The sequence below is a fragment of the Pleurocapsa minor HA4230-MV1 genome (genome assembly GCA_019359095.1).
Lineage (GTDB): Bacteria > Cyanobacteriota > Cyanobacteriia > Cyanobacteriales > Xenococcaceae > Waterburya > Waterburya minor.
The window spans coordinates 1-22,014 of record JAHHHZ010000027.1 but is presented as its reverse complement, the minus strand read 5'-3'; the positions used below and the strand labels follow the sequence as shown (position 1 = coordinate 22,014).

Genomic DNA, 22,014 nt, shown 5'->3' with positions numbered 1-22,014 from the left:
AGCTAAATCTAAAAACGTGTCAAAAACATTGATAGTCAAAAATTTTTGCTCACACTGAATTAAACATTTAAAACAACTGCCAGTCTTGACTACTTAATCTCTTAAGCTGGTTTAGATGTCGCCTAACATAAAAGTCATCTAACCTAGACCAATTATGAACTGCGGAAGCCTTAATGCTAATTGCCCAAGCCCAAATATGAGCCACTTGAGTTAAAGCTTGCAGCGAATTTACTTCAGCCTCAGTTAATGGCTGAACATTTTCGTAACCTTTAAAAAAGGCATCTCTTACCTTACGATTAATTCCTGCGCTGAGAGACACCTGTAAAAATTTTGCCAGATCGAAAACACGCCACCCATAGCCACATTGATCAAAATCAAATAAGGTAATTTGATTATCTGTAGTGAAGTGGACATTACCACTATGGGGATCTCCCCAACAAACACTCCATAGTGGGGCAGTTTTTCCCAGACAGGTTAGCTGCTGTTTAATCTGGTAAATGGTTTCTCGCAAATAAGACTTGTCCTGAGTATGATTCCGTAAATAAGGATTAATCGTTGCTACAGAGTCGTCTAATAGATATTTCAAGTTGAGACATTGACGCGAAGTTCTGTTTCTAAACTGAAGAGAGGTTTGGTGAAGTCTGCCCAAAGTTTCACCCATGATGATACTCTGCTCAAGGTTGAGATCGCCTTGGGGAATTTCTCCTGGAGCATAGGGAAAGAGAGCAGCATAGCGATCGCCCTCTACTGCATGAATAGTGACACACAACGCATCTGACTTAGTTTTTAAAGGACTAGCAATGGGCAAATTATGTTGATTGAGAAAGTCGAGAAATTCAAGCTCAAACTGGATCTCTGACTGAGAACGCCAATGGTGATGAGAAATCTTGAGAATATAGGACTTATGCGCTGTTTCGATGAGATAAATGTCACTCAGACCTCGATGCCAGAATAGACACTGATTAATCGTTCCTAGTTCATACTCTGTCAATACACCTTCGATTAAGGCTTGGGGTGAAAGAGTAGAATAGATGGCTGGAAATACACCCATCGCTACCATTGATAATTAAGACCCTTTACTAGCTACAAATTTGCCAATCCTCAGTCGGGGCTAAGTCAAGAATTGAAGATTTAAATCTTAATGCCTTCGCTTAGTAACTAAATCCCTATCTTTATTAAAAAACTATAGATAAATGTTATTTCTCTAACTTAACTGCTAGCTAGGATGCTGTTAAGTATCAATTGATACTAAAACTCAATACTTCCAAGCTATGTAAGGAAACAATGACTTTATGGGTAGCTCATCTTTTAATTTGTTGATGATCGAAGTTTTATCGCTAACTAATAAAAAGCCCTAAAAGATAAACGATCGCCTTAATCAATAAAGCGATCGCTTAATATCTCTATCTTATTTAATTTTTAAGCAATTTACTTAAGACACGACTTTTTTAGCTAACCCGAGAACCTGTAATACTCGAATTACCCACCAAGTCACATCGATTTCCCACCAGCGTTGACCAGCTTTAGCTACGCGGGGATTGAAGTGGTGATTATTATGCCAGCCTTCGCCGTAAGCTATAATACCAACCCACCAAAGATTAAGCGAACCATCTTCACATTCAAAGTTTTTATAACCCCAGAAGTGAGTTGCGCTATTGACACACCAAGTACAGTGCCATAGAGTTACGGCTCTAACAAAGACACCGTAAATAACCCAAGACCAACCACCTAAAGCATATAGAGCAAGACCTAAAGCAATTTGTAGGGGAATAAAGTTGCTGTTTAACCAACGGTAGTAGGGATCTCTATCGACACGGGGTGCATTCTTTTTATACTGATCGTAGTCAAAATACTTGTCTTGCTTGTACATTAACCAACCCATATGACTCCACAAAAAACCTTTCTTTGCTGAGTAGGGATCTTTGTCATTATCTTCTGTATGAGCATGGTGTAGGTTATGTCCTGCTACCCAGAAAATCGGGCCACCCTGTAATGCTAGTGCGCCAAAGGTAACTAGAATTCGTTCTAGCCATTTGGGAACTTCCAAGCTGCGGTGAGTCAAAATACGGTGATATGCCAAGCAAATACCGATACTACCAGTAAGCCAGTGGAAGAAAATTGCTACTCCTAAAGCAGACCACGAGAAAAACCAGGGTGCGGATAAGGCAATTACATGAAAAGCACCAAAGAAAATAATGTTTACCCAGCATAGCTGTAGTTTTTCTTCTGGCTGAGCCGATATCTGGCTCTTGGGAGCAATCAATTGCTGTGTCATTACTAAACTCGTCCTAAGATTATTTAAAATTACAAAGCTTGAGTGGTTACGCTGGAGGCGAACCCTGTAGGACTCTTACTAGGCTTAATATCTAAAGGTATTAAATAATAACTAGAGTGTTCCCTTAGCTCTTTAAGCATCGCGGACTCTCTCACCTTTTGCAAGTGTCGCTTACATATCTCAGTGTAACAATTTATTTTTGACAATGCAAGCGGTACTTACATTCTTTTGGTTTAAACTTGTGAACAGAAGCAAAATTGATCTAGTTAAAATATCGACAAATAGTTGAAATATAACCGTTTGAGTAACTCGGTACTAATACAATTAAAAAATCCCCAGCAAAAATTCCCATATTTAACTGTCGTTTATTAACTGTGGAACCCAGCAAAATTACCAAAGCTTTGCATCAGTTTTCTAAATATCAATTCTTATCTTTAATATGTCTACTCCGCGAAAATCCACCAAAGCACGTCTAATTGAAGCAGCTCTAGATTTATTTGCCGAAAGAGGAGTAACGGAAACTACCACCAAAGCCGTCGCCGAACGCGCTCAGGTGAATGAGGTAACATTGTTTCGTAATTTTGGCAACAAGTACCGCTTGCTTTTAGCCGTAATTCAAGATTCAGCGGTCTTTGCTAAACTAGTTCACGCTCTTGTAGAACAGGCGAATGCTGAAGATAACGTAGCCGACTTTTTACAAGAATACGCGCAAGAAAGCTTACGAACTTTAAATAAAGCACCCGATTTAGTTCGTTCTATTATAGGAGAAGCAGGTAATTACCCTGTTGAAAATAGGATCGCGTTAGGTAAAGGCTTGAGTGAGGCAAATCGTTATGTGGCGCAGTATCTAGAACAAGCGATCGCCAAAGAAAACTTATCCAGCGATTTAACCCCAGAACAAATCGTTAATCTCTTTAATTTCTCGCTAATTGGCTATTTCATCGTCGAATCAAGTACAGAAGACTATAATTACTGGACAGATCACAACAACTTTCTCGATACTTTAGTAACTTTATTTTTACAGGGTTCTTTTACTTCAGACACCTCTAGAGTAACGGAAACTAGTATTGTCAAAGTTGAGCCAGCAGAAATCGCTGATTTACCTGCTAGTTTAGTGCGATCGCTATTTAAAAAAGCCAAGAGAACAGGCAAGCAAGAATACGCTCTGATCTATGTCCTGTTTGGCTCGGGTTTATCTTTAGTTGAAGTTTTGCATTTAGAGCGATCGCATTCTATCGTAGAACCACAGCAGCATCTTCTTCAGGTAAATTATGGCCATGAACGACAAGTTCCCCTTAATCAATGGGTTATGGGTTTTCGCTACGGCTCAAGTACTATTAATCCCTTAATTCAATGGTTAAAAAGCCGTAAGGATGAACAGGCGGCAATTTTTATCAATGATGTAGGTGAAGCTATGAATGCAGCAGAGCTACAGGCAATTTGGCGGAATCTAACTAGCGATCTGCTTACTCCTCAAGGAGAGCCTCCTGGAATAAAGCAAGCACGGCAGACTTGGTGTGTGGAGATGTTAATGCGAGGTATAGCATTAGAAGATTTAAGCATTCTCAGCGGAATAGATATTGAACACCTCAAGCAATATGCTCAAAGAGCCAGAAACAAAGCAGCACTTGAATCAGCAGCACGCTTAGATAAAAAGACCTGATTACTAATTACTAATTAGCTTGAACTTAGGGCAATAATGACACTAATTAAAATTAATAAAGCGATCGCCATTAATCCCCGATAGCGATAGAGCCAGTTTTTAATTCCTCGCCAGCCTAGTTGACTAGTTGGGATATCTTTAGATTCAACCAAGGGAATAGACGCATCATGAAACAAGGTGCAGCTTTTAGCGTGAGGACGCTGGGGAAAATTACAGGTATCGTCTAAATGATAAGTACAGCGATCGCATAAACTTGTACCATCTGATGACTGGTATAAAGGCATACCAGGATGACCAAAAGCTTTTAGTGGGTTATCGCAGTAGGGACAACTAAGCGCCTGAGCATCTACAGGCTTGTGACACTGGGGACAGCTAGGCATGATTGATTACTGATTACTGATTACTGATTACTGATTACTGATTACTGATGAAGCTTGTATTTTAATGCGGTGGTCAAAATTAACTGATTGATCGGGTATGGTTAAATGTAAATTTTGTCCACCCTACAGAGAACTGTCCATTGCTCATTGCTCACTGCTCATTGTTCATTGCTCATTGCTCACTGCTCACTGCTCATTGTTCATTGCTTAGAGGGGAATTTACGGATTTGATATTCTTTACTTTCAATCATTTTGTATTTAATCTTCATTTCTTCCATAGCGGCAGAGAACTTTTGTTCAATCTTAACTAAATCTTTGACGGGGATTGATTTCCACTGTTCACGAGTTTGCCAATGAATTGTAAAAATTACTTTACCTGCTGCATTAGGCTCAATCCAAACCTCTTTACCCAGAAAGCCAGGATAAGTAGACAACGAAGCCGTCCAAATTTTCTCGTCTTGCTGAATAAACTCTTCTCGGCTTGCTGAATCTACCATAAACTTGAGCCACTCAATAACCATACAATTCTTAATTAGGAAAAAAGATCGATAATATTTATATTGGGTTATTTTACCTTTAATGTCGAAAGAAGGCTCGCGCAGTAATCTTTGATTCAGCGACGAGATGAATTTCGACGGGGCGTATAAAGCTCGGAGGTTTCCTCCGACCACAGCCCCTCACCAACAAACAAACCTGCGCCAGCAGACTTTATGGTAAAATAACTCCATAAGATATTTTGGATATTTGGTCTTGTTAGTACTTGAAGCCAAGCTCAGAGGTTCGACAAAACAGTTTGCGGTCATTGACGAGATGATTCGCACGGCTGGTTTTGTCAGAAATAGTTGTATTCGGCATTGGATGGACAATCGCGGTGTCGGACAATACAATCTGTCTGCTCTCTGTGCTGTGTTGGCTAAAGAATACGAATGGGCAAAAAAGCTTAATTCTCAAGCGCGTCAAGCATCTGCCGAACGAGCGTGGGCTGCAATTAAGCGTTTCTACGACAACTGTAAAAATTCAGCTATCAAGAAAAAAGGTTATCCCAGATTCAAAAAATCGCGCTCTGTTGAATACAAAACTACTGGCTATAAACTCTCTGAGGATAGACGATCTATCGCTTTCACGGATGGTTTTAAGGCTGGTAGTTTTCGCATGATTGGGGCAAACGATCTCAACTACTATCAACCTGAACAAATTAAAAGAGTTCGAGTTGTGCGTAGAGCAGACGGGTATTACGCTCAATTTTGTGTTGCCATTGACCGACTTGAATTCGTCGAACCAGCCGAGCAAGTAATTGCTCTTGATGTTGGGTTGATACACTTCTATACCGACAATCAAGGGAACAAAGTTGAAAATCCTCGTCATCTGAGAAAATCGGAAAAAGCTCTTAAACGTCTGCAAAAACAAGTAAGTCGCAAGGTTAAAGGTTCTAACAAACGAAAGATAGCAATTAACAAACTGGGAAGAAAGCACCTTAAAGTCTCGCGCCAGCGTAAAGATTTTGCCGTGAAATTGGCAAGATGCGTGGTCAAATCTAATGATTTGGTGGTGTTCGAGAAACTGATGGTGCGTAATATGGTCAAGAATCGTCGTCTTGCCAACAGTATAAGTGACGCGGCTTGGAGACAGTTTTTTGAGTGGTTGGAATATTATGGACAAGTATTTGGCAAAATTGTCATTGCTGTTCCACCTCAGTACACCAGCCAAGAATGCAGTTCTTGCCATCGAATTGTCCTCAAGTCTTTGTCTGAAAGAACCCACGCTTGTGAGTGCGGTTGTATTCTCGACAGGGACGAAAACGCCAGTCGTAATCTTTTGGCAAAAGGATTGGAACATTTGAGTAGGGGGGGACACTCCCGAATGAACGCCCAAGGACATTTGAACCTCTGTTCGATAAGTGAAAACTTGTTGGATAAGTTTGGTGGTTGAGTTGGGAACCCCGCTTTGTATTGCGTAGCAATCAGAGTCGGGAGGATGTCAGGATCTAATAAGATAATAAATAAAATTTAGGAGATTTATAAAAATGGATAATAACGACTGGCTTAGACAGTTAATGATGTTGGGAGTAGGTACGACTTCGATGGTGGCCGAGAAAATTAAGCAAGTTAGCGAAGAGTGGGTTAAAGACGGCAAAATCAACCCAGAACAGGCAAAATCTTTCGTCGATGATCTCATGTCTCAGCTTAATACTGGTTCAGACAGTGTTCAGAAACAAGCAGAGCGACAAATGAAAAACATGCTCCAAGATTTGGGAGTTCCTCGCCAAGCAGAAATGGATGAATTGAGAGGACGGATCGATCGCCTGGAACGTCAGATTAGAGACTTGGAAAATAAGAACTGGCGTTAGTTAGTTTTGTCATGCCACAGTTTTTGGATTTAATTAAATCAAATAAAGGACACTATTGTTTTCATCAGCTAGTATTAAGACGACGAAATTGATCCAGCCTATATTTATATCAATTAAAATACGCTATGTGGAAAATTTCCTGAGTCTACCGAAAACAAAATGCAGCTGTTTGAGATTTTAGACCATTAACTTTCCTTACTAAGACAAATCTGTGATTACACTAACTTTATTACATCCTCTTCAAGCAATAGCGGTTCAAAGCTGGGAATTTGAAGACGAACCGATTATTAGAATTGGACGTGCCACCGATAATGAAGTAGTTCTTTATAGTGCCGTAGTATCGCGCCATCATGTTGAAATTAGAAAATCAGCAATAGACGACTGGGAAGTAGTTAATGTTGGCTCTAATGGTACTTATATTGATGGTGAGCGCGTTGAGAAGACAACTGCATTAGATGGTATGATTGTTCGCTTGGCACAGTCTGGCCCGAAAATTCTGCTTAAAATTGAGTCAAGTTCTAATCAACAACAATTTGATTATGTAAATAGTCAGGAAAGGATCAGACGGCAACCAAAAAGCGCTAAAGATACTTTAATTAGTGAATAATTAGTCGATCTATCCACATTAATCTTTGGCAAAAAACTTTTTCTGCCCATATTCCCAAATGATGGGCGTACACAGTAAGATAATTACGAGCAACAATGCCACGATCCCGACTTGGGCCACCCAACTGACAATTTGTTCTAAAGAAACTGCCTTACCCAAAAAGAAAGCAATGCTGACAATGGTAGCTGACCACACCGCAGCACCACCAAAATTACAGACTAAAAACTGTCCGTAAGGCATTCGAGTAATTCCCGCTAAGGGGCCAGCGAATATTCTCAACAAGGTGATAAATCTACCCCAGAAAACCGCCTGCACTGCATTTTGGCTGTAGCGGTCTTTTACTTGCTCTAGTTGCTGTTCTTGAATGCGAAAAACGCGACCGATTTTGAGGACAAATTGCCAGCCACCAAATCGACCAACCCAATAGCCAAAATTATCCCCTAAAACTGCACCAGCGATCGCACTACCTAAAACCCACCAGTAGTTTAATTCGCCACTACCAGCCAAAAAACCGCCCACAATGACGATAGTTTCGCCAGGAAGCGGAATTCCCATGTTTTCCAGCGCAATTCCGACAAAAACTGCCCAGTAACCGTAGAGGCGAGCCAGTTCCTGTAAAGTGTCTAACGAGAAAAATTCAAATGACATCCAACGCCTTTACAAAGATTAATATTATCCTCTATGATGACGTGGATTTAGTAATAGTGTCAATGTGTTAGTGATTACTAATCAAGTTTCCATGTAGGCAGGCTATTACCCATTACCCATTACCCATTACCCATTACCCATTACTTAAGTAGGTACGGCTTCACCAGGGCGAAGACTTGACCATTTTCCAGCTTCTTGAACAAAGCTTTTACAACCTACTACATCCCATTCCATTTCAATGGTATCGCTTACGGTACGAATATTGACGTTGATACTAGGTTCGTTAGGTTCAAAGGTAGGATTTTCAGTTAAGTGCGGTTGTTGATGCTGGGTTTCTACTGCGTTATAGGTTTGGCAGCGATCTACATAATGGCAGTTAATACAGATACACATAATGTTGAGATGTTTTTCTAACTGGACTTCATGCTTTAATTGTTAATTTAGCTCAGACAGCAATAGATTAGATAAGTTTAGTTAAATAAGTTTAAATGAGCGTAGAAAAAATCAAATCATATTTAGCACAAGTTGATTTCCCTGGCGATTTAACTCAGTTGCCCGATCGCGCTTATTTAGTTGGAGGTTCGGTTAGAGATGCTCTGTTGCAACGTTATAAAATCCCCCTAGATTTAGATTTTGTCTTACCCGAAAAAGCGATCGCCACTGCTAAACGGTTTGCTCGTCTCTATCATGGGGGGTTTGTGGTGTTGGATGAAGCCAGAGAAATTGCCAGAGTCGTATTTGACCAAGGAACTTTAGATTTAGCCAACCAGGTAGGGACAAGTTTAGAGAAAGATTTAAACCGTAGGGATTTTACGATTAATGCGATCGCCTACAATATTAAATCGCAACAGCTTGTCGATCCTCTAGGGGGTTTAGCAGATTTAGAACAGGGTGTCTTGCGGATGGTTGCGGTTAAAAACCTGGAAGACGATCCCTTGAGGCTACTTAGAGCCTATCGTCAGGCTGCACAGCTAAATTTTACGCTAGAAGTAGAGACAAAAAAAGCAATTGGCGATCGCGCTGACTTACTTAAAATGGTTGCAGCAGAAAGAGTCCAAGCAGAATTAAATTACTTGATTACTGCACCCCAAGGAGATCGATGGTTAGCCACAGCGATAGAGTCTGGTTTGTTCAGTTTCTGGCTACCAAATAGTCAGGGAGTAGATTTGGCACAGTTAAACGCTATAACTAGAGGAATTGAATTTTGCCTTGAATCTGGTTTAGAAATACCTCAGTTAGCTATCTTAGCTAAATTATCGGTGGTAGTTGCCAACGCAGCAGACATGGCAGAAGCTGAATTAACTAATTTAAAGTATGCCCGTACTCAAATTAAAGCCGTAACCAAAACCCTCAAGCATTTGCCTGGGTTACAACAGATGACTCAGCAAATGAGCTTGAGAGAACAGTATTTTTGGTTTTTAGCAGTTAAAGATGTTTTTTCCATTTTGATGGCAAGAGCGATCGCTTTAGCAATACCCAGAAGAATCATCGATCCTTTAATTGAGCGTTATTTAGATCCGACAGATCCCGTGGCTCATCCTCAGTGTTTAGTTACAGGCAACGATCTGATGCGGGAATTAAACCTCAAACCTTCTAGGGCGATCGGCGAACTATTAACCGAAATCCAAGTAGCCCAGATCGAGTCCAAAATAGCTACTTTCCAGCAGGCGATCGACTTTGCTAATTTCAGGTTGCAATCTAGCAACTGTAGCCTTACGTAATATTAAATCCTGTTTTATATCAACAGGATTTAGTATGACTAACCAAAATCTGCAAGATGATGTAGCATTACTGGTGAGATTTTGGGGATATAACTATGGTGAAGCAAAAAGTCGGTTTACTATTCGGTGGTTGTTCGGGAGAACATGAGGTTTCCATTACTTCAGCAAGAGCGATCGCCTCTGCATTAGAACAAGGGGATAATAAAAGTAAATACGATGTCTTACCCGTATATATCGATAAAATGGGCATCTGGCAACCCAGCAAACTCGCTCAGCAAGTATTAACTTCAGGAATACCTTTACTACTTGAAGAAGACACTACTACAGATGAACAAAAAGAGCAAAAAAGCAGTCAGCTAACAACGGCGGGCTTTTCTTCTCTGGCTCCTGTTGGACAAAGCAGCTATTCGGAGATTGATGTCTGGTTTCCCATCTTACATGGCCCAAATGGAGAGGATGGCACCGTGCAGGGTTTACTTAGCCTGATGAAGGTTCCTTTTGTCGGTTCAGGGGTACTAGGTTCGGCGTTGGGTATGGATAAGATTGCGATGAAAATGGCGTTTACCCAAGCAGGATTACCCCAGGTAGATTATGTCGCCGTCAATAGATCCCAAGTCTATTCTAACCCTTGTGTGTTCCCCAAACTTTGTGATGATATTGAAGCCAAATTGGGCTATCCTTGCTTTGTTAAACCCGCTAATCTGGGTTCATCCGTCGGTATTGCCAAAGTGCGATCGCGCTCAGAATTAGAAGCCGCTTTAGATAATGCTGCCAGTTACGATCGCCGTATTGTCGTTGAAGCAGGAGTCAACGCCAGAGAAGTTGAATGTGCCGTATTAGGTAACGATCATCCTCAAGTTTCAGTAGTGGGGGAAATTACCTTTGATAGCGATTTCTACGACTACGAAACTAAATATACCGAGGGTGCAGCTCAGCTACATATCCCTGCCAATCTTCCCGATACAGTTATTTCACAGATTCAAGAGATGGCAATCAACGCCTTTTTAGCCGTAGATGCAGCAGGACTTGCGAGAGTTGATTTTTTCTATGTTGAAGAGACAGGAGAAGTTTTAATTAACGAAATAAATACTATCCCAGGCTTTACTTCTACCAGTATGTATCCCCGACTTTGGGGAGCGACAGGAATTACTTTTCCTCAACTAGTCGATCGCTTGATTGATTTAGCTATGGAGCGTTATCGAGAAGGGAATGGAAATTAATCATTTATTCTCCCAATTTAGCCAAGGCGATCGCTTCTTTAATTGAGCTAAAAGTGTAGAGGATGCCTAAAACTACCGCCAAAATTGCGATCGGAATATCATAAATGGTGTTTAATCCCAGAGGAAGCTTGATATCTGGGATCCCCCAGAAATACATAGTTGTATTGAGTACGATCAAAATTACTCTGACTTCAGTTGGGCCTAGTTTGCCATAGGAAAGCTGAAAAACTCCACTTACATAGGTACGAATATAGACCAAGATCGACATCAATAAATAACCGATCAATCCCAGACAAGCGATATTGAAACTAACGTAGGGGGAAAGACCAAGACCAAGGACAATTAACACTTCATTAAATGAGTCCACTGTATGATCGACAAAAAAACCATATTTTGGGCGCTCAATTTTGCGATAACGAGCTAAACTACCGTCGAGAGCATCGCCAAGCCAGTTGATTATAAATCCTAGACTAGCAACCCAAAGAAATACTGAATTTTGGTTGGAAAAAAAGTAACCACCAAAGATTAATACAGCTCCGAAAATACCAATTACTGTCAGAATATCTGGGTTAATCCATTCAGGCATATGGGCCACAAGCCATTGTAAAGCAGGTCTTTCTAAAGGAGCTAAGAGAATATCATTTACTCTTTGGTGTGGTTTGAGATCTTTCATTTGTTTTATTTTAAAAGTTTTTCAGAGTTTTTAAATTCCTCAACAAAAAATTAAAAACAACAGCGATCTGGGTTACTCTAAAGTTTGTGACATTTTGTAACCAATTATTGAGGAGATTATGGAACGCACTTTTATTATGATCAAGCCTGATGGCGTACAGCGTCATCTCACAGGAGAAATCATTCATCGTTTTGAATCCAAGGGATTTACCATGGTAGGAATGAAAATGATGCAGGTTGACCGTGAACTAGCGGAAAAACACTATGACGTTCACAAAGAAAGACCTTTTTTCAAAGGTTTAGTTGATTTTATTATCTCTGCTCCAGTCATTGCCATGGTATGGGAAGGCGAAGATGTAATTGCTGCTGCGAGAAATATTATTGGCGCAACTAACCCTGTCTCTGCTGCACCTGGTTCAATCCGTGGCGATCTGGGGGTAAGTATTGGACGTAACTTGATTCACGGCTCCGATGCTCCTGAAACCGCTACCGCAGAAGTTGCACTCTGGTTTGATGAATCAGAATTAGTAGATTGGGAACCCGTGAGAAAATCTTGGCTCTACGAATAAATTAAACATAAATTAAAAGAGCGCATGAGCAACAGAGGATTGAGCAAACTAATTATGGTTAATCAGAATCTTAGTCCTCTTCTCTATGCCGATCGTAGTCTTGATTAGCCAGGGCAAATAATCCGCAGATGATACAGGTCATAGTCCCTAAAGCGATCGCCCAACTACTCCCCCCAAAGCTAATCTCAGTAACCCAATTAGTTATTGCTCCCGCAATTAAAAAAGGAATAATACTAAACACAGATGCATAAAAAGCATTTTGCGCCTCTCTAGCAGAACGAGTTTCTTCAAATTCCTTAGTAGAAGTATACAAATATCCATCTGCGAAATTAAGCCACCTTTCTAATTGATGAGCAATCCACATTTTGCTTGAATCTAGACCTAGATAAAGAGCTAGAGACCAAATACAGCTACCAGCAAGTCTGACTGAATCTATTTCAAATGAAAAAGGAATAATATTGATTCGCATAATTTTTTTAAACGCTTGTTTTAAATGTATCTTAGTTAACTGAAATAAGTTTAAATCTCTTTTTAAAAACTTTAATAAACAATACCCCATTAAAAGCTATGATATTTTTTCGTATAAACGCTTACCTTTATCTTGCTCCTTAGATAATTTAACAGTATATTTTAGTAGGAATATTTCGTATTCATTAAAATATCTTTGATCTAATTAGTTTATTTATTGGTTATTACTCAAAAATTATTTATTTTTTGCTTAACTGTAACCTGAGAAACATTTTATATTGAAATCCCCTCTACAGGACTAATTAGACTTAAATAAGTCCTGTTAAGCGTAAATTATTATTAAATTGAGCCACTATTCATGACCGATAAATTATTTAGAATTCGATATATTCGCTGGCTAACTATCATTGTAGCTACTTGTCTAATAAGCTTAAAACTTAATGGCTGGGGACACATCCCATTAGAAGCATCACCTAAAGATTCATTAATCTCTCAAAATGTTTCCGCAGCTTGGGCAAGTGGCTCTTTTCCTGTAGAAAACTTCCAATCTTATACTTCCCCATTTGGCTATCGCATCTCCCCCGTAACTGGAGAGCGTCAATTCCACAATGGATTGGATTTAGCAGCTCCTCGCGGTAGCTATATTCGGAGCTGGTGGGGTGGAAAAATCACGAGCTTATCAGACAATACCGCCTGTGGCACATCAATCACAATTCAATCTGGAGAATGGCAACATGTTTATTGTCATATGGAAGGCTATGTAGAAGACTCTAGCAATAGCAGGTTTCTTCTCGATCGCGAAGGGGGACTTCGGCTCGCTTTGGGTCAAACAATTCCCGCAGGTGCAAGAATTGGTCGTATTGGAATGAGTGGACGCACCACAGGCCCTCATTTACACTGGGTACTCAAGCACAATGGCGGCTATGTAGATCCAGCTTTAGTACTGAAGGAAATGTTTAAGCGTCAGACTATTTCCTCCACATCATAGTATTTCTATTTTAATTCTATTGGTCAAATACGCAGAACATAGACTATCTGCTTGAATATAATAAACCTAATAGATGCTTTGTAATAGTCATGGTTACTAATCAATCTAAAATACTTCCTTTAGAAAATGGCGATCGCCTTTCTCGGATAGAATTTGAGCGACGCTATCAAGCAATGCCAGAGCTTAAAAAAGCCGAGTTAATTGAAGGAAGAGTATACATGGCATCTCCCGTCAGAATCATTCACGGACAACCTCACGCACACATTATGACTTGGTTAGGAGTTTATTGTGCAGCCACTCCAGGAACACAATTTGCCGATAATACTACCGTGAGATTGGATGCAGACAACGAACCCCAACCTGACGCTTTACTACGAATCGAAAGAGGACAATCGCAAATAGACGTTGATGATTACATTCGAGGTGCGCCAGAATTAATTGTGGAAATTGCTGCTAGTACGGCATCTTACGATCTACAGGAAAAGCTACAGGTATACCGTCGCAATGGGGTACAGGAATATTTAGTTTGGCAAGTCAGCGATCGCATTTTTGATTGGTTTTGTCTTAGTGACGGGGAGTACATTAAGTTAAAACCAGACGAAAAAAACACGCTCAAAAGCGAAGTTTTCCCTGGCTTATGGCTAGGGATTGATTCTTTATTAAATTATGAGCTGGCTGAAGTTTTGAAAATAGTACAGCAAGGTTTAAATACAATCGAACATCAAAAATTTATTCAACAGATAAAATAAAAAATCAAGGCGATCGCTTTACTTAATTATCGAAGTCGATTAAATTCTTCTTCCGTAATTCCTATTTGCTTTAAAATTTCTTGAAATAACCAGCTACCAATTTCAGCTTTACCATGAATAGGAATAGTAGTTGCTCTCCCATCAGGATGTTTCCAACGTGCATGACTGCCTTTCTGTCTTGGCGAGCATTCCCTTGCGCCTTTCGGCGACGCGGGGTCTCGCCACTTTTTTAAAACCAAGTTTTTTGGCAACTCGCTCTATTTCTTTAGCTTTAGCTGGCATTATTAACTACTAATTCAAAGTCTTGAGGAAGAGAACGCCCTATTTCTTGATATTCTTCTTGGATCATGGCGAAAACATTATCTAATTCTGCTCTTGCTGCTGCGGAAGTTTCCCCCCAAGCATGACATCCTTCAATTGCAGGAACGTATGCCACAAAAGTATTATTATCGTCGGGACGAATAACGACCGTATAATCTTGTAGGGACTTCATTAGTTACTCAATATAAAAATAAAAATCATATTTTCAATTATAAAGAGCTTTGATGAATCTATAGTTAATAGCTTGTTACCTAAAATTCTCGAAATGCGATCGCCTTATATGCAGAAATACATCAAGATAAGTTGCAAACAAGCGATCGCGAAGCTATCTACCTCGGCGATCGCTTTAAATCTTACTATTGCAGTTTTAGAGAAAAAATCTTGGTCTAGTTAATCTCCCAAGCAAATGCCCAAACCTCTAGCAGTTTTCACTAACGTATCTTGAGGATCTACAGCGCGGTAATTCTTAATCGCCTCCACAATAGGAATACTCGTTACTTGTCGATCCTGCCAAGCAACCATGCGATCGTATTTTTCTTGGGCAATTAACTCTACTGCTGCTACACCAAACGCCGATGCTAAAATGCGATCCAAAGGCGAAGATATTCCTCCTCGTTGAGTATGACCCAACACAGTCACTCTCGTCTCGGCACCGCTTTTATGGGTAATTTGCTCGGCTAAATATTGCCCAATCCCCCCAAGACGACAATCGGCAAAATGACCTTGCTCTAGCACCTCTCCTGCTTCAGTACAGACAGCTTCGGAGACAACGGCGATCGAATAATCCTGTCCTCTAGCCTGTCTTTTTTTAATATGGTCACAGATGTTTTCGATTTTATAGGGAATTTCAGGAATCATAATCATGTTTGCTCCTCCTGCAATGCCTGCATTGAGGGCGATATGTCCTGCATCTCGACCCATAACTTCGAGGATCATCACTCGACTATGACTAGCAGCAGTAAAATGTAGGCGATCGATCGCTTCTGTGGCAATATTCACCGCTGTATCAAAACCAATTGAGCGTTCGGTAATACCCACGTCATTATCAATGGTTTTAGGAATACCCACCAGGTTGATTCCTCCCTGCTGTGCCAGTTTCCTGAGAATAGCTAAACTACCGTCTCCGCCAATCCCAATTAGAGCATCTAAGTCTAGTTGTTGGTATCCTTCAATAATTTCGTTTGAGCGATCGCGTAATTCACCATCAGACATGGGAAAAGCAAAGGGATCTCCTTTATTGGTAGTGCCGAGAATCGTTCCCCCCATAGTTAAGAGGCGATCGACCTGGGTAATATCTAAAGGAATTGCTTCAGGAGGACGAGTCATCAAGCCATGAGTCGCCTTACAAATTCCTAATACTTCCCAACCGTAAACATCGACAGCACAATGAGTTACCGCCCGAATCACTGCATTTAATCCCGCACAGTCACCGCCACTGGTTAAAATACCAATCCTTTTTCTCTCTGGCATTTAATTTTAGACTTATATCTATTTACCCTCTAATTTTTTCGTTCAATGGTAATAAAGGCTAGAAAATTAAACAAAATTCCACAAACCAAATAGTCATTGCTCATTGAATCAAGGTGCTTGTAGTCGAATAAATTTGTTTTCTGGAACGAAACTATGAAATTCGCCATGATCGGCAAATATTGCCAGTATTTCTAACGGATAATCTGGTTCTATGTGTAAATCAGCCCAAGGAACCGCAATTTCTAAACATTGGTCGAAAGCTACTTCAGCACGACAGGCACGAATATGCCATTGACCATGACTGTGGGATTCTTGTAGCCAAACAGATTCGGTAACTAAGTTAATGCCTAGATGATGATGGAAATGATAGTTTAGCGGTGGTTCATCGGGTAAAAGTGAGATCGGCGCAGGACTATTATGATTTGTCACTCCTGGATAGTACCAAAGTAGATGTAACTCTCCTGGAATATCTTTTCCTGGCTTGACTCCTGCTTTAAAATCCAGACGGAGATAAAAATTGCGGTGATCCAAGCCATAATATAGCCGTTGGATAGCACTGCTACGGTGCATTGTTCCCCTCGCGCCACCAACTTCGATTCTACCTGCACGATCCCAGTATTGTTCATCAGCAAGACCGTTAATAACAGGATGAATAAAGCTTTGGGGAGGGCGATCGCCTTTTATTTCATGTTTGTCTACAGGCTGATAAACTTCTTTGGGGACAGGTTCATTAAGGGCATGATAAATAGCAGCAATATGTTCGCGGAATAGCTGGTCAAACATTTCATCTTGATTAGAAGAATGTCCCTCGCCAAACCACCAAAACCAGTCTGAACCCTCGGCAGCATATAGAGCCTCCCAAACTTCAGGATTAGCTTCTTCTGTCGCTTCTGGGTGTCTAGCTAAGGTTTCTCTGGCTGCGGTCAAAAGATCCCAAGCACGGTTTTTGACAGGATCGCCGATCCAAGTTGTAAAGCTGCCGTCAACCCATGACCCACTGTGTAGCTGTTGGGATGGTATAGTTTCCGTCGGGGGAAACTGTTGAATAAATTCTTTGACCGTTACCAGCTTGATATCTTCATCACGGCTCAATCTTTCGTATAAAGCCTCTAAAAACGGAATCCCGTCACGGGGATAATATTCCCAACAGTTTTCGCCATCCAGGGCAATAGTTACTAGCCAAGGTTTTTGTAGTGCTGTGTCGGGATTAGCTTGATGAGATTTTAACGAACGGGCAATCGCTTCTAAATGTCCGATCAGATCCGCAGCAGCGTGGCGGGGATTCATCCCACTATAGGTAAAGCCAATTAAATCTGATAGTCGGTGATCGCGGAAGACGATCGCCAAATCTCCGTGTTCTGTTTCTAGACGATAGGGGCGATAAAGTAACTCAGGTTCAAAGACGTTACCCGCTTCGTCACGATGGAAAAAACGCTGAATACTATGACCTAATACTGCTTCATCAGAACAAATCCATTTAAAACCCTGCTGGCTGATATAGGGCAAAATTGCGGGGCTGACAGACTGTTCCGAAGGCCATAAACCAAAAGGTTTTTGTTCAAAGCGATCGAGGTACATTTCCCAGGCAATACTTAAATGACGGGGGATATCTTCTGTCCGCTGAAAACGAGTTTGAGGTAAAGACAGATTGGGTACTGCCACTCTTCCCGCATTCGTATCCGCTAATAAGGGCAAGATTGGGTGAGTGTAGGGGGAGGTCATAATCTCCAACTGCCCGCGATTCTGCATCTGTTTGTGTTGGGGAATAATCCGCTTGATAATTGAGCGTTGTTTAGAATAAATTCTTTGGCGATCGCTTAAGGTGAAATCTTTACCCTGTTTGAGCCAGCCAGCAATCTCAGCATCATCCCAAAACAAAGGATCGATCCAGGCTAAATTATGCCAAGCTAACAAATCGCTATAGTCTTGTTCTGTCCAATTTTCTAAACACCAAGCAGCACCTTTATCTTGTCTCTGATAATACAGTTGAGCATAACGAGGATGGGGTTCAACTAAAGTATGAAAATAACCATCAAAGAAATGCTTGATAATATATTGCTTATCTTTAATCTTTAATTGCGCTTCGGGAGTTAGAGCCAATGCCAAGTAAGGATCGATCGCTTCTCCTTCGGCATAATCTTCCAGTTGCAACATCAAAGATGGCACTAGGTTTACCGTCTGATGCAGCTTAGGATAACGCTCCAACATCAACACCAAGTCTAGATAATCCTTAGTCCCGTGTAATCTGACCCAAGGTAAACGATACTGTCCCCAAGCATCCGAGTCTGCTTCTCTCGATTTATATAAAGGTTGATGTTGATGCCAGACAAAAGCTACGTAGAGAGGATGAGACATAGATTAAGCAACAAATATAGGAAGAATAAAACCGTTGAAGGAGTATAGACACTCAAGATTAATATAAATCTTTATCGCTAATATAAGATGCTTTAGACAAAAGAAAATTATCTCATCTCGACGAAAAGCGATCGCTGTTAGATATAGCCGTACAAAGTTAAATTAGGACATTAATATTAATCGGCTCGTAAGTAGGAAATAGGAAATAGGAAATAGGAAGTAGTATTTCAAAAATGTCCTAACGTTTTTACGTATGGCTATATGAATAAAATTACATACTTAAAAAAAAGCCAGCACTGATTACTGGCTTTAAAGAAATATAAGAAAAGAGACAGTGTTTTATTTATACTGCCTGGGGTTGTGGCTGAGGTTGTGGCTTAAACTGGAACAGAGAATAAACAACATTGCGACGGATATCAATCATCATTTCCAAAAACATTTCATATCCTTCTTGTTTATATTCAATTAAGGGGTCTTTTTGCCCATAACCCCTCAGTCCGATTGAATCTCGTAGGGCATCCATAGCCTGTAGGTGTTCTCGCCAGAGGGTATCAATCTGTTGCAAAATAAAGAATCGTTCCGCTTGGCGCATTAACCCAGGCTGCATACTGTCAATTTGATGTTCTTTGATGTCATAAGCCTTGCGAACTTCTTCACATAAAAAGTTTTTGATCTCATTAACAGTCATGTCTTCTAAATGTTCAGGTGCTACATCTTCTAGCAGATAGATAAACTCTTTGGCTTTATCAACCATTTTGTCTAGCTTCCACTCTTCAGGGGGTAGCTCAGGATTAATATAGGCATCGACAATTTCACTCATCGTTTTTTCAGCATACTGAATTACCTGTTCTTTGAGGTCTAATCCTTCCAATACCCGACGACGTTCAGCATAAATAGCACGACGCTGGTTGTTCATCACCTCGTCATACTCAAACACTTGTTTACGAGTATCGTAATAGAAAGTCTCGACTTTTTTTTGCGCTCCTTCGAGGGAGTTGGTGAGCATTTTAGATTCAATGGGCATATCGTCTTCCACCCGCATCATATTCATCAGTTTTTCCACGCGATCGCCACCAAAGATCCGCAACAGGTTATCCTGTAAACTGAGGAAAAATCTAGTTGAACCAGGGTCACCCTGTCTACCCGCACGACCTCGCAACTGGTTATCTACTCGACGAGATTCATGACGCTCAGTCCCAATTACATGTAGTCCACCGTTGGCAACCACCTCATTATGTTCTGCCTTGGTAAACACTTCATACTCTTCAAGCACCATCTTGTAAGCTTCTCTGAGCTTCAGTAGGACAGGATCTTCTACAGGAGCATTTTCTGAAGCGATCGCAATTTTTTCCTCGGCATCTAGTTCAGATAAGCTTTGTTCTCCATATTGTTGAACGGCAAATTTTACCGTTTCCTTAAGAAAATTCTGAGTTTCTGTTGATAGTTCAGTCGGGAAGATTTGGGGTGAGGCTTTCCAAGTTTTAACTTTTTTACCGTTACTGCTACCGTTGCCAAAACCTTTAGGCGAATTTTTACCTAAATCGACACCTGGCACTCCCGCCATGAAATTGTCATCTTCAGGAGCAACTATTTTAGGCATCAAATATTCTCTAACTTTGAGCCTTGCCATATAATCGGCATTACCACCCAAAATAATATCAGTACCACGCCCAGCCATGTTAGTGGCAATAGTTACAGCCGTTTTACGACCTGCTTGGGCCACAATTTCTGATTCCCGCTCGACGTTTTCTGGTTTTGCGTTGAGCAAATTATGTTCAATGCCTTTTTCTTGCAATAACTTAGAAATCAACTCGGATTTCTCAACGCTGGTAGTACCTACTAATACAGGTCGTCCCTTCTCATGCATATTGGCAGAATCTTCTGCTACCGCCTGCCATTTACCAATTTCTTGTTTAAACACAACATCAGCTAAATCGGCACGTTTAGAAGGCAAGTTGGTCGGGATAATTGTTACCTGAAGCTTGTACACTTTTTCAAACTCAGTTTCTTCAGTTTTAGCTGTACCAGTCATCCCTGCCAATGTAGGATAGAGCAAGAAAAAGTTTTGATAAGTAATACTAGCCAGAGTTTGAGTTTCTTTCTGAATTGGCACACCTTCTTTGGCTTCAATAGCTTGATGTAAACCATCACTCCAGCGTCTGCCTGCTAATACCCGTCCTGTAAACTCATCGACGATCACAATCTCGTCGTTACGCACCATGTAATTAACGTCTTTAGTAAAGAGTTCTTTAGCTTTAACCGCATTAGAAATATAGTGCGCCCAAGGATTTTCAGGGTCGTATAGGTCACTGACCCCAAGGATTTCTTCCGCACGGGCAAAACCTTCGTCGGTCATCAAAACATTACGAGCTTTCTCATCTACTTCGTAATCACCAACGCCCTCACTACCATTTAATTCCTCATCGTAATTTTCTTGCTGTTTAACTAGCTGGGCTGCTATTTGAGATGCCTGAAGATACTTTTCTGTGGGGCGTTCAACCTGTCCCGAAATAATTAGAGGAGTTCTGGCTTCATCAATTAGTACCGAATCAACCTCATCAATGACACAGTAATTAAAAGGACGCTGTACCACTTCTTCCATGGAAACAGCCATGTTATCCCGCAGATAATCAAAGCCTAACTCACTGTTAGTAGTGTAGGTAATATCACAAGCGTAGTTTTTTCTTCTTTCAGGAGGACTCATTCCCGACTGAATCAAACCAACAGATAAGCCTAAGAAACGGTGAACCTGCCCCATCCATTCCGCATCCCTACGAGCAAGATAATCGTTAACTGTAACGACATGAACTCCTTTACCTGTCAAACCATTGAGATAAGCGGGTAAGGTACATACAAGGGTTTTACCTTCCCCAGTTTTCATCTCGGCAATCTGACCTTTGTGTAATACTATGCCTCCAAGCAACTGCACGTCATAGTGACGCATTCCTAAAACACGAATTGCTGCTTCTCTAACTACGGCAAAAGCTTCGGGCAAAATATCATCAAGAATTTCTTTGATTTCATCGTCGTTTTTCCCCTTCGCCAACTGTTCACGAAATTCGTTCGTTTTGGCTTTTAAATCTTCGTCAGCTAGATTTTTGATGTCTTCTTCAATCAGATTGATTTCTGCCACCAAAGGCTGAAATTTCTTTAATTTACGTGCATTGGGGTCGCCCAACAGTCTTTTCAGCATAGTAATTTTTATGTATGATCCGTATTCCTAATTGATTTATATTTGCTTTCTAATCTTTGATTGCCTAGTTAGATCGCAATATTTAATAACTCGTAATAATTCTACCATTTGCCTCTTGCCAACGACTTTAGGGATATCTACCCATGAACAGTGAGCAGCGCGAAGTTGCGTCGCAAACTTCGTAAGAAGTGAGCAATAAAATTTAGCTCCCAGGAAAGTTGTCCCCAAAACCCTGTAAATAGTGACTTCTCCAGACGTTGATGCTACGCATACAACGCTGGCTTCTGAGAACCTCGCAAGGCAGTCAGAACTTCCTTTAGGGTACTATTAGTTACGGAACTACCTATAACAGCTTTCCCCTTACGGCG

The 22,014-nt window shown here is 40.7% G+C and carries 23 protein-coding genes; 10 read left to right on the top strand and 13 right to left on the bottom strand.

The window, feature by feature from the left end; translation table 11 throughout:
• Nucleotides 1-67: 67 nt before the first annotated feature.
• Complete coding sequence (locus tag KME09_18835) at nucleotides 68-1,060, bottom strand: phosphotransferase (protein MBW4535997.1); 993 nt, start codon at nucleotides 1,058-1,060, stop codon at nucleotides 68-70.
• 372 nt (nucleotides 1,061-1,432) lie between these two features.
• Complete coding sequence (locus tag KME09_18830) at nucleotides 1,433-2,275, bottom strand: fatty acid desaturase (GenBank protein MBW4535996.1); 843 nt, start codon at nucleotides 2,273-2,275, stop codon at nucleotides 1,433-1,435.
• Nucleotides 2,276-2,714: 439 nt separating this feature from the next.
• Between KME09_18830 and KME09_18825 the strand changes: the two genes are divergently transcribed.
• Nucleotides 2,715-3,938 (top strand): TetR family transcriptional regulator, encoded by a 1,224-nt coding sequence (locus KME09_18825; GenBank protein MBW4535995.1) that lies wholly within the window; start codon nucleotides 2,715-2,717, stop codon nucleotides 3,936-3,938.
• 14 nt (nucleotides 3,939-3,952) lie between these two features.
• On the opposite strand, the gene KME09_18820 is transcribed toward KME09_18825, so the two are convergent.
• The gene (locus KME09_18820) at nucleotides 3,953-4,318 is read right to left on the bottom strand and encodes a zinc ribbon domain-containing protein (GenBank protein MBW4535994.1); all 366 of its coding nucleotides are present in this window, start codon (nucleotides 4,316-4,318) and stop codon (nucleotides 3,953-3,955) included.
• A gap of 200 nt (nucleotides 4,319-4,518) precedes the next feature.
• Nucleotides 4,519-4,839, bottom strand: coding sequence for a TIGR03792 family protein (locus KME09_18815; GenBank protein MBW4535993.1), 321 nt, complete (start codon nucleotides 4,837-4,839; stop codon nucleotides 4,519-4,521).
• 229 nt (nucleotides 4,840-5,068) lie between these two features.
• Here KME09_18815 and KME09_18810 point away from each other — a divergent pair, with 229 nt between their 5' ends.
• The 3 genes from KME09_18810 (at nucleotide 5,069) to KME09_18800 (ending at nucleotide 7,272) form a co-directional block, all read left to right on the top strand.
• Complete coding sequence (locus tag KME09_18810) at nucleotides 5,069-6,247, top strand: transposase (GenBank protein MBW4535992.1); 1,179 nt, start codon at nucleotides 5,069-5,071, stop codon at nucleotides 6,245-6,247.
• Between the two features lie 94 nt (nucleotides 6,248-6,341).
• Nucleotides 6,342-6,665, top strand: a complete 324-nt coding sequence (locus KME09_18805) for a phasin family protein (protein ID MBW4535991.1) — start codon at nucleotides 6,342-6,344, stop codon at nucleotides 6,663-6,665.
• 211 nt (nucleotides 6,666-6,876) lie between these two features.
• Nucleotides 6,877-7,272, top strand: coding sequence for an FHA domain-containing protein (locus tag KME09_18800; GenBank protein MBW4535990.1), 396 nt, complete (start codon nucleotides 6,877-6,879; stop codon nucleotides 7,270-7,272).
• An 18-nt stretch (nucleotides 7,273-7,290) separates the two neighbouring features.
• Here the strand turns inward: KME09_18800 and KME09_18795 are convergent, their stop codons facing one another.
• Nucleotides 7,291-7,920 (bottom strand): DedA family protein, encoded by a 630-nt coding sequence (locus KME09_18795; protein ID MBW4535989.1) that lies wholly within the window; start codon nucleotides 7,918-7,920, stop codon nucleotides 7,291-7,293.
• 144 nt (nucleotides 7,921-8,064) lie between these two features.
• A complete protein-coding gene (locus KME09_18790) occupies nucleotides 8,065-8,313 on the bottom strand; it encodes a Ycf34 family protein (GenBank protein MBW4535988.1) in 249 nt (82 codons plus the stop codon).
• A gap of 95 nt (nucleotides 8,314-8,408) precedes the next feature.
• Between KME09_18790 and KME09_18785 the strand changes: the two genes are divergently transcribed.
• On the top strand, nucleotides 8,409-9,641 hold the full coding sequence (locus tag KME09_18785; protein ID MBW4535987.1) for a CCA tRNA nucleotidyltransferase: 1,233 nt from the start codon (nucleotides 8,409-8,411) through the stop codon (nucleotides 9,639-9,641).
• A gap of 95 nt (nucleotides 9,642-9,736) precedes the next feature.
• A complete protein-coding gene (locus KME09_18780) occupies nucleotides 9,737-10,861 on the top strand; it encodes a D-alanine--D-alanine ligase (protein MBW4535986.1) in 1,125 nt (374 codons plus the stop codon).
• A gap of 4 nt (nucleotides 10,862-10,865) precedes the next feature.
• Here KME09_18780 and KME09_18775 read toward each other — a convergent pair whose 3' ends face one another.
• Nucleotides 10,866-11,534 (bottom strand): CDP-alcohol phosphatidyltransferase family protein, encoded by a 669-nt coding sequence (locus KME09_18775; GenBank protein ID MBW4535985.1) that lies wholly within the window; start codon nucleotides 11,532-11,534, stop codon nucleotides 10,866-10,868.
• Between the two features lie 118 nt (nucleotides 11,535-11,652).
• On the opposite strand from KME09_18775, the gene ndk reads away from it, so the two are divergent.
• Nucleotides 11,653-12,102, top strand: a complete 450-nt coding sequence (gene ndk, locus KME09_18770; GenBank protein ID MBW4535984.1) for a nucleoside-diphosphate kinase — start codon at nucleotides 11,653-11,655, stop codon at nucleotides 12,100-12,102.
• 70 nt (nucleotides 12,103-12,172) lie between these two features.
• Here the strand turns inward: ndk and KME09_18765 are convergent, their stop codons facing one another.
• On the bottom strand, nucleotides 12,173-12,571 hold the full coding sequence (locus tag KME09_18765; GenBank protein ID MBW4535983.1) for a hypothetical protein: 399 nt from the start codon (nucleotides 12,569-12,571) through the stop codon (nucleotides 12,173-12,175).
• 357 nt (nucleotides 12,572-12,928) lie between these two features.
• On the opposite strand from KME09_18765, the gene KME09_18760 reads away from it, so the two are divergent.
• The gene (locus tag KME09_18760) at nucleotides 12,929-13,558 is read left to right on the top strand and encodes a M23 family metallopeptidase (GenBank protein MBW4535982.1); all 630 of its coding nucleotides are present in this window, start codon (nucleotides 12,929-12,931) and stop codon (nucleotides 13,556-13,558) included.
• An 89-nt stretch (nucleotides 13,559-13,647) separates the two neighbouring features.
• Nucleotides 13,648-14,307 (top strand): Uma2 family endonuclease, encoded by a 660-nt coding sequence (locus tag KME09_18755; GenBank protein ID MBW4535981.1) that lies wholly within the window; start codon nucleotides 13,648-13,650, stop codon nucleotides 14,305-14,307.
• 26 nt (nucleotides 14,308-14,333) lie between these two features.
• Here KME09_18755 and KME09_18750 read toward each other — a convergent pair whose 3' ends face one another.
• Together KME09_18750 and KME09_18745 are read right to left on the bottom strand one after the other, a co-directional pair.
• Nucleotides 14,334-14,546 carry a type II toxin-antitoxin system HicA family toxin gene (locus tag KME09_18750; protein ID MBW4535980.1) on the bottom strand — a complete coding sequence of 71 codons (213 nt, stop codon included), beginning with the start codon at nucleotides 14,544-14,546 and terminating at the stop codon, nucleotides 14,334-14,336.
• A gap of 32 nt (nucleotides 14,547-14,578) precedes the next feature.
• Nucleotides 14,579-14,800: a type II toxin-antitoxin system HicB family antitoxin gene (locus KME09_18745; protein ID MBW4535979.1), complete on the bottom strand. Its 222-nt coding sequence runs from the start codon at nucleotides 14,798-14,800 to the stop codon at nucleotides 14,579-14,581.
• A gap of 72 nt (nucleotides 14,801-14,872) precedes the next feature.
• Here KME09_18745 and KME09_18740 point away from each other — a divergent pair, with 72 nt between their 5' ends.
• A complete protein-coding gene (locus KME09_18740) occupies nucleotides 14,873-15,022 on the top strand; it encodes a hypothetical protein (GenBank protein MBW4535978.1) in 150 nt (49 codons plus the stop codon).
• Here KME09_18740 and KME09_18735 read toward each other — a convergent pair.
• The 3 genes from KME09_18735 to secA form a co-directional block, all read right to left on the bottom strand.
• A complete protein-coding gene (locus KME09_18735; GenBank protein ID MBW4535977.1) occupies nucleotides 15,019-16,098 on the bottom strand; it encodes an ATP-dependent 6-phosphofructokinase in 1,080 nt (359 codons plus the stop codon). The two genes, KME09_18740 and KME09_18735, sit on opposite strands and share 4 nt — an antisense overlap.
• A 108-nt stretch (nucleotides 16,099-16,206) precedes the next feature.
• Nucleotides 16,207-18,453 (bottom strand): glycoside hydrolase, encoded by a 2,247-nt coding sequence (locus KME09_18730; GenBank protein ID MBW4535976.1) that lies wholly within the window; start codon nucleotides 18,451-18,453, stop codon nucleotides 16,207-16,209.
• A gap of 343 nt (nucleotides 18,454-18,796) precedes the next feature.
• Nucleotides 18,797-21,646: a preprotein translocase subunit SecA gene (gene secA, locus KME09_18725; protein MBW4535975.1), complete on the bottom strand. Its 2,850-nt coding sequence runs from the start codon at nucleotides 21,644-21,646 to the stop codon at nucleotides 18,797-18,799.
• Between the last annotated feature and the right edge of the window lie 368 nt (nucleotides 21,647-22,014).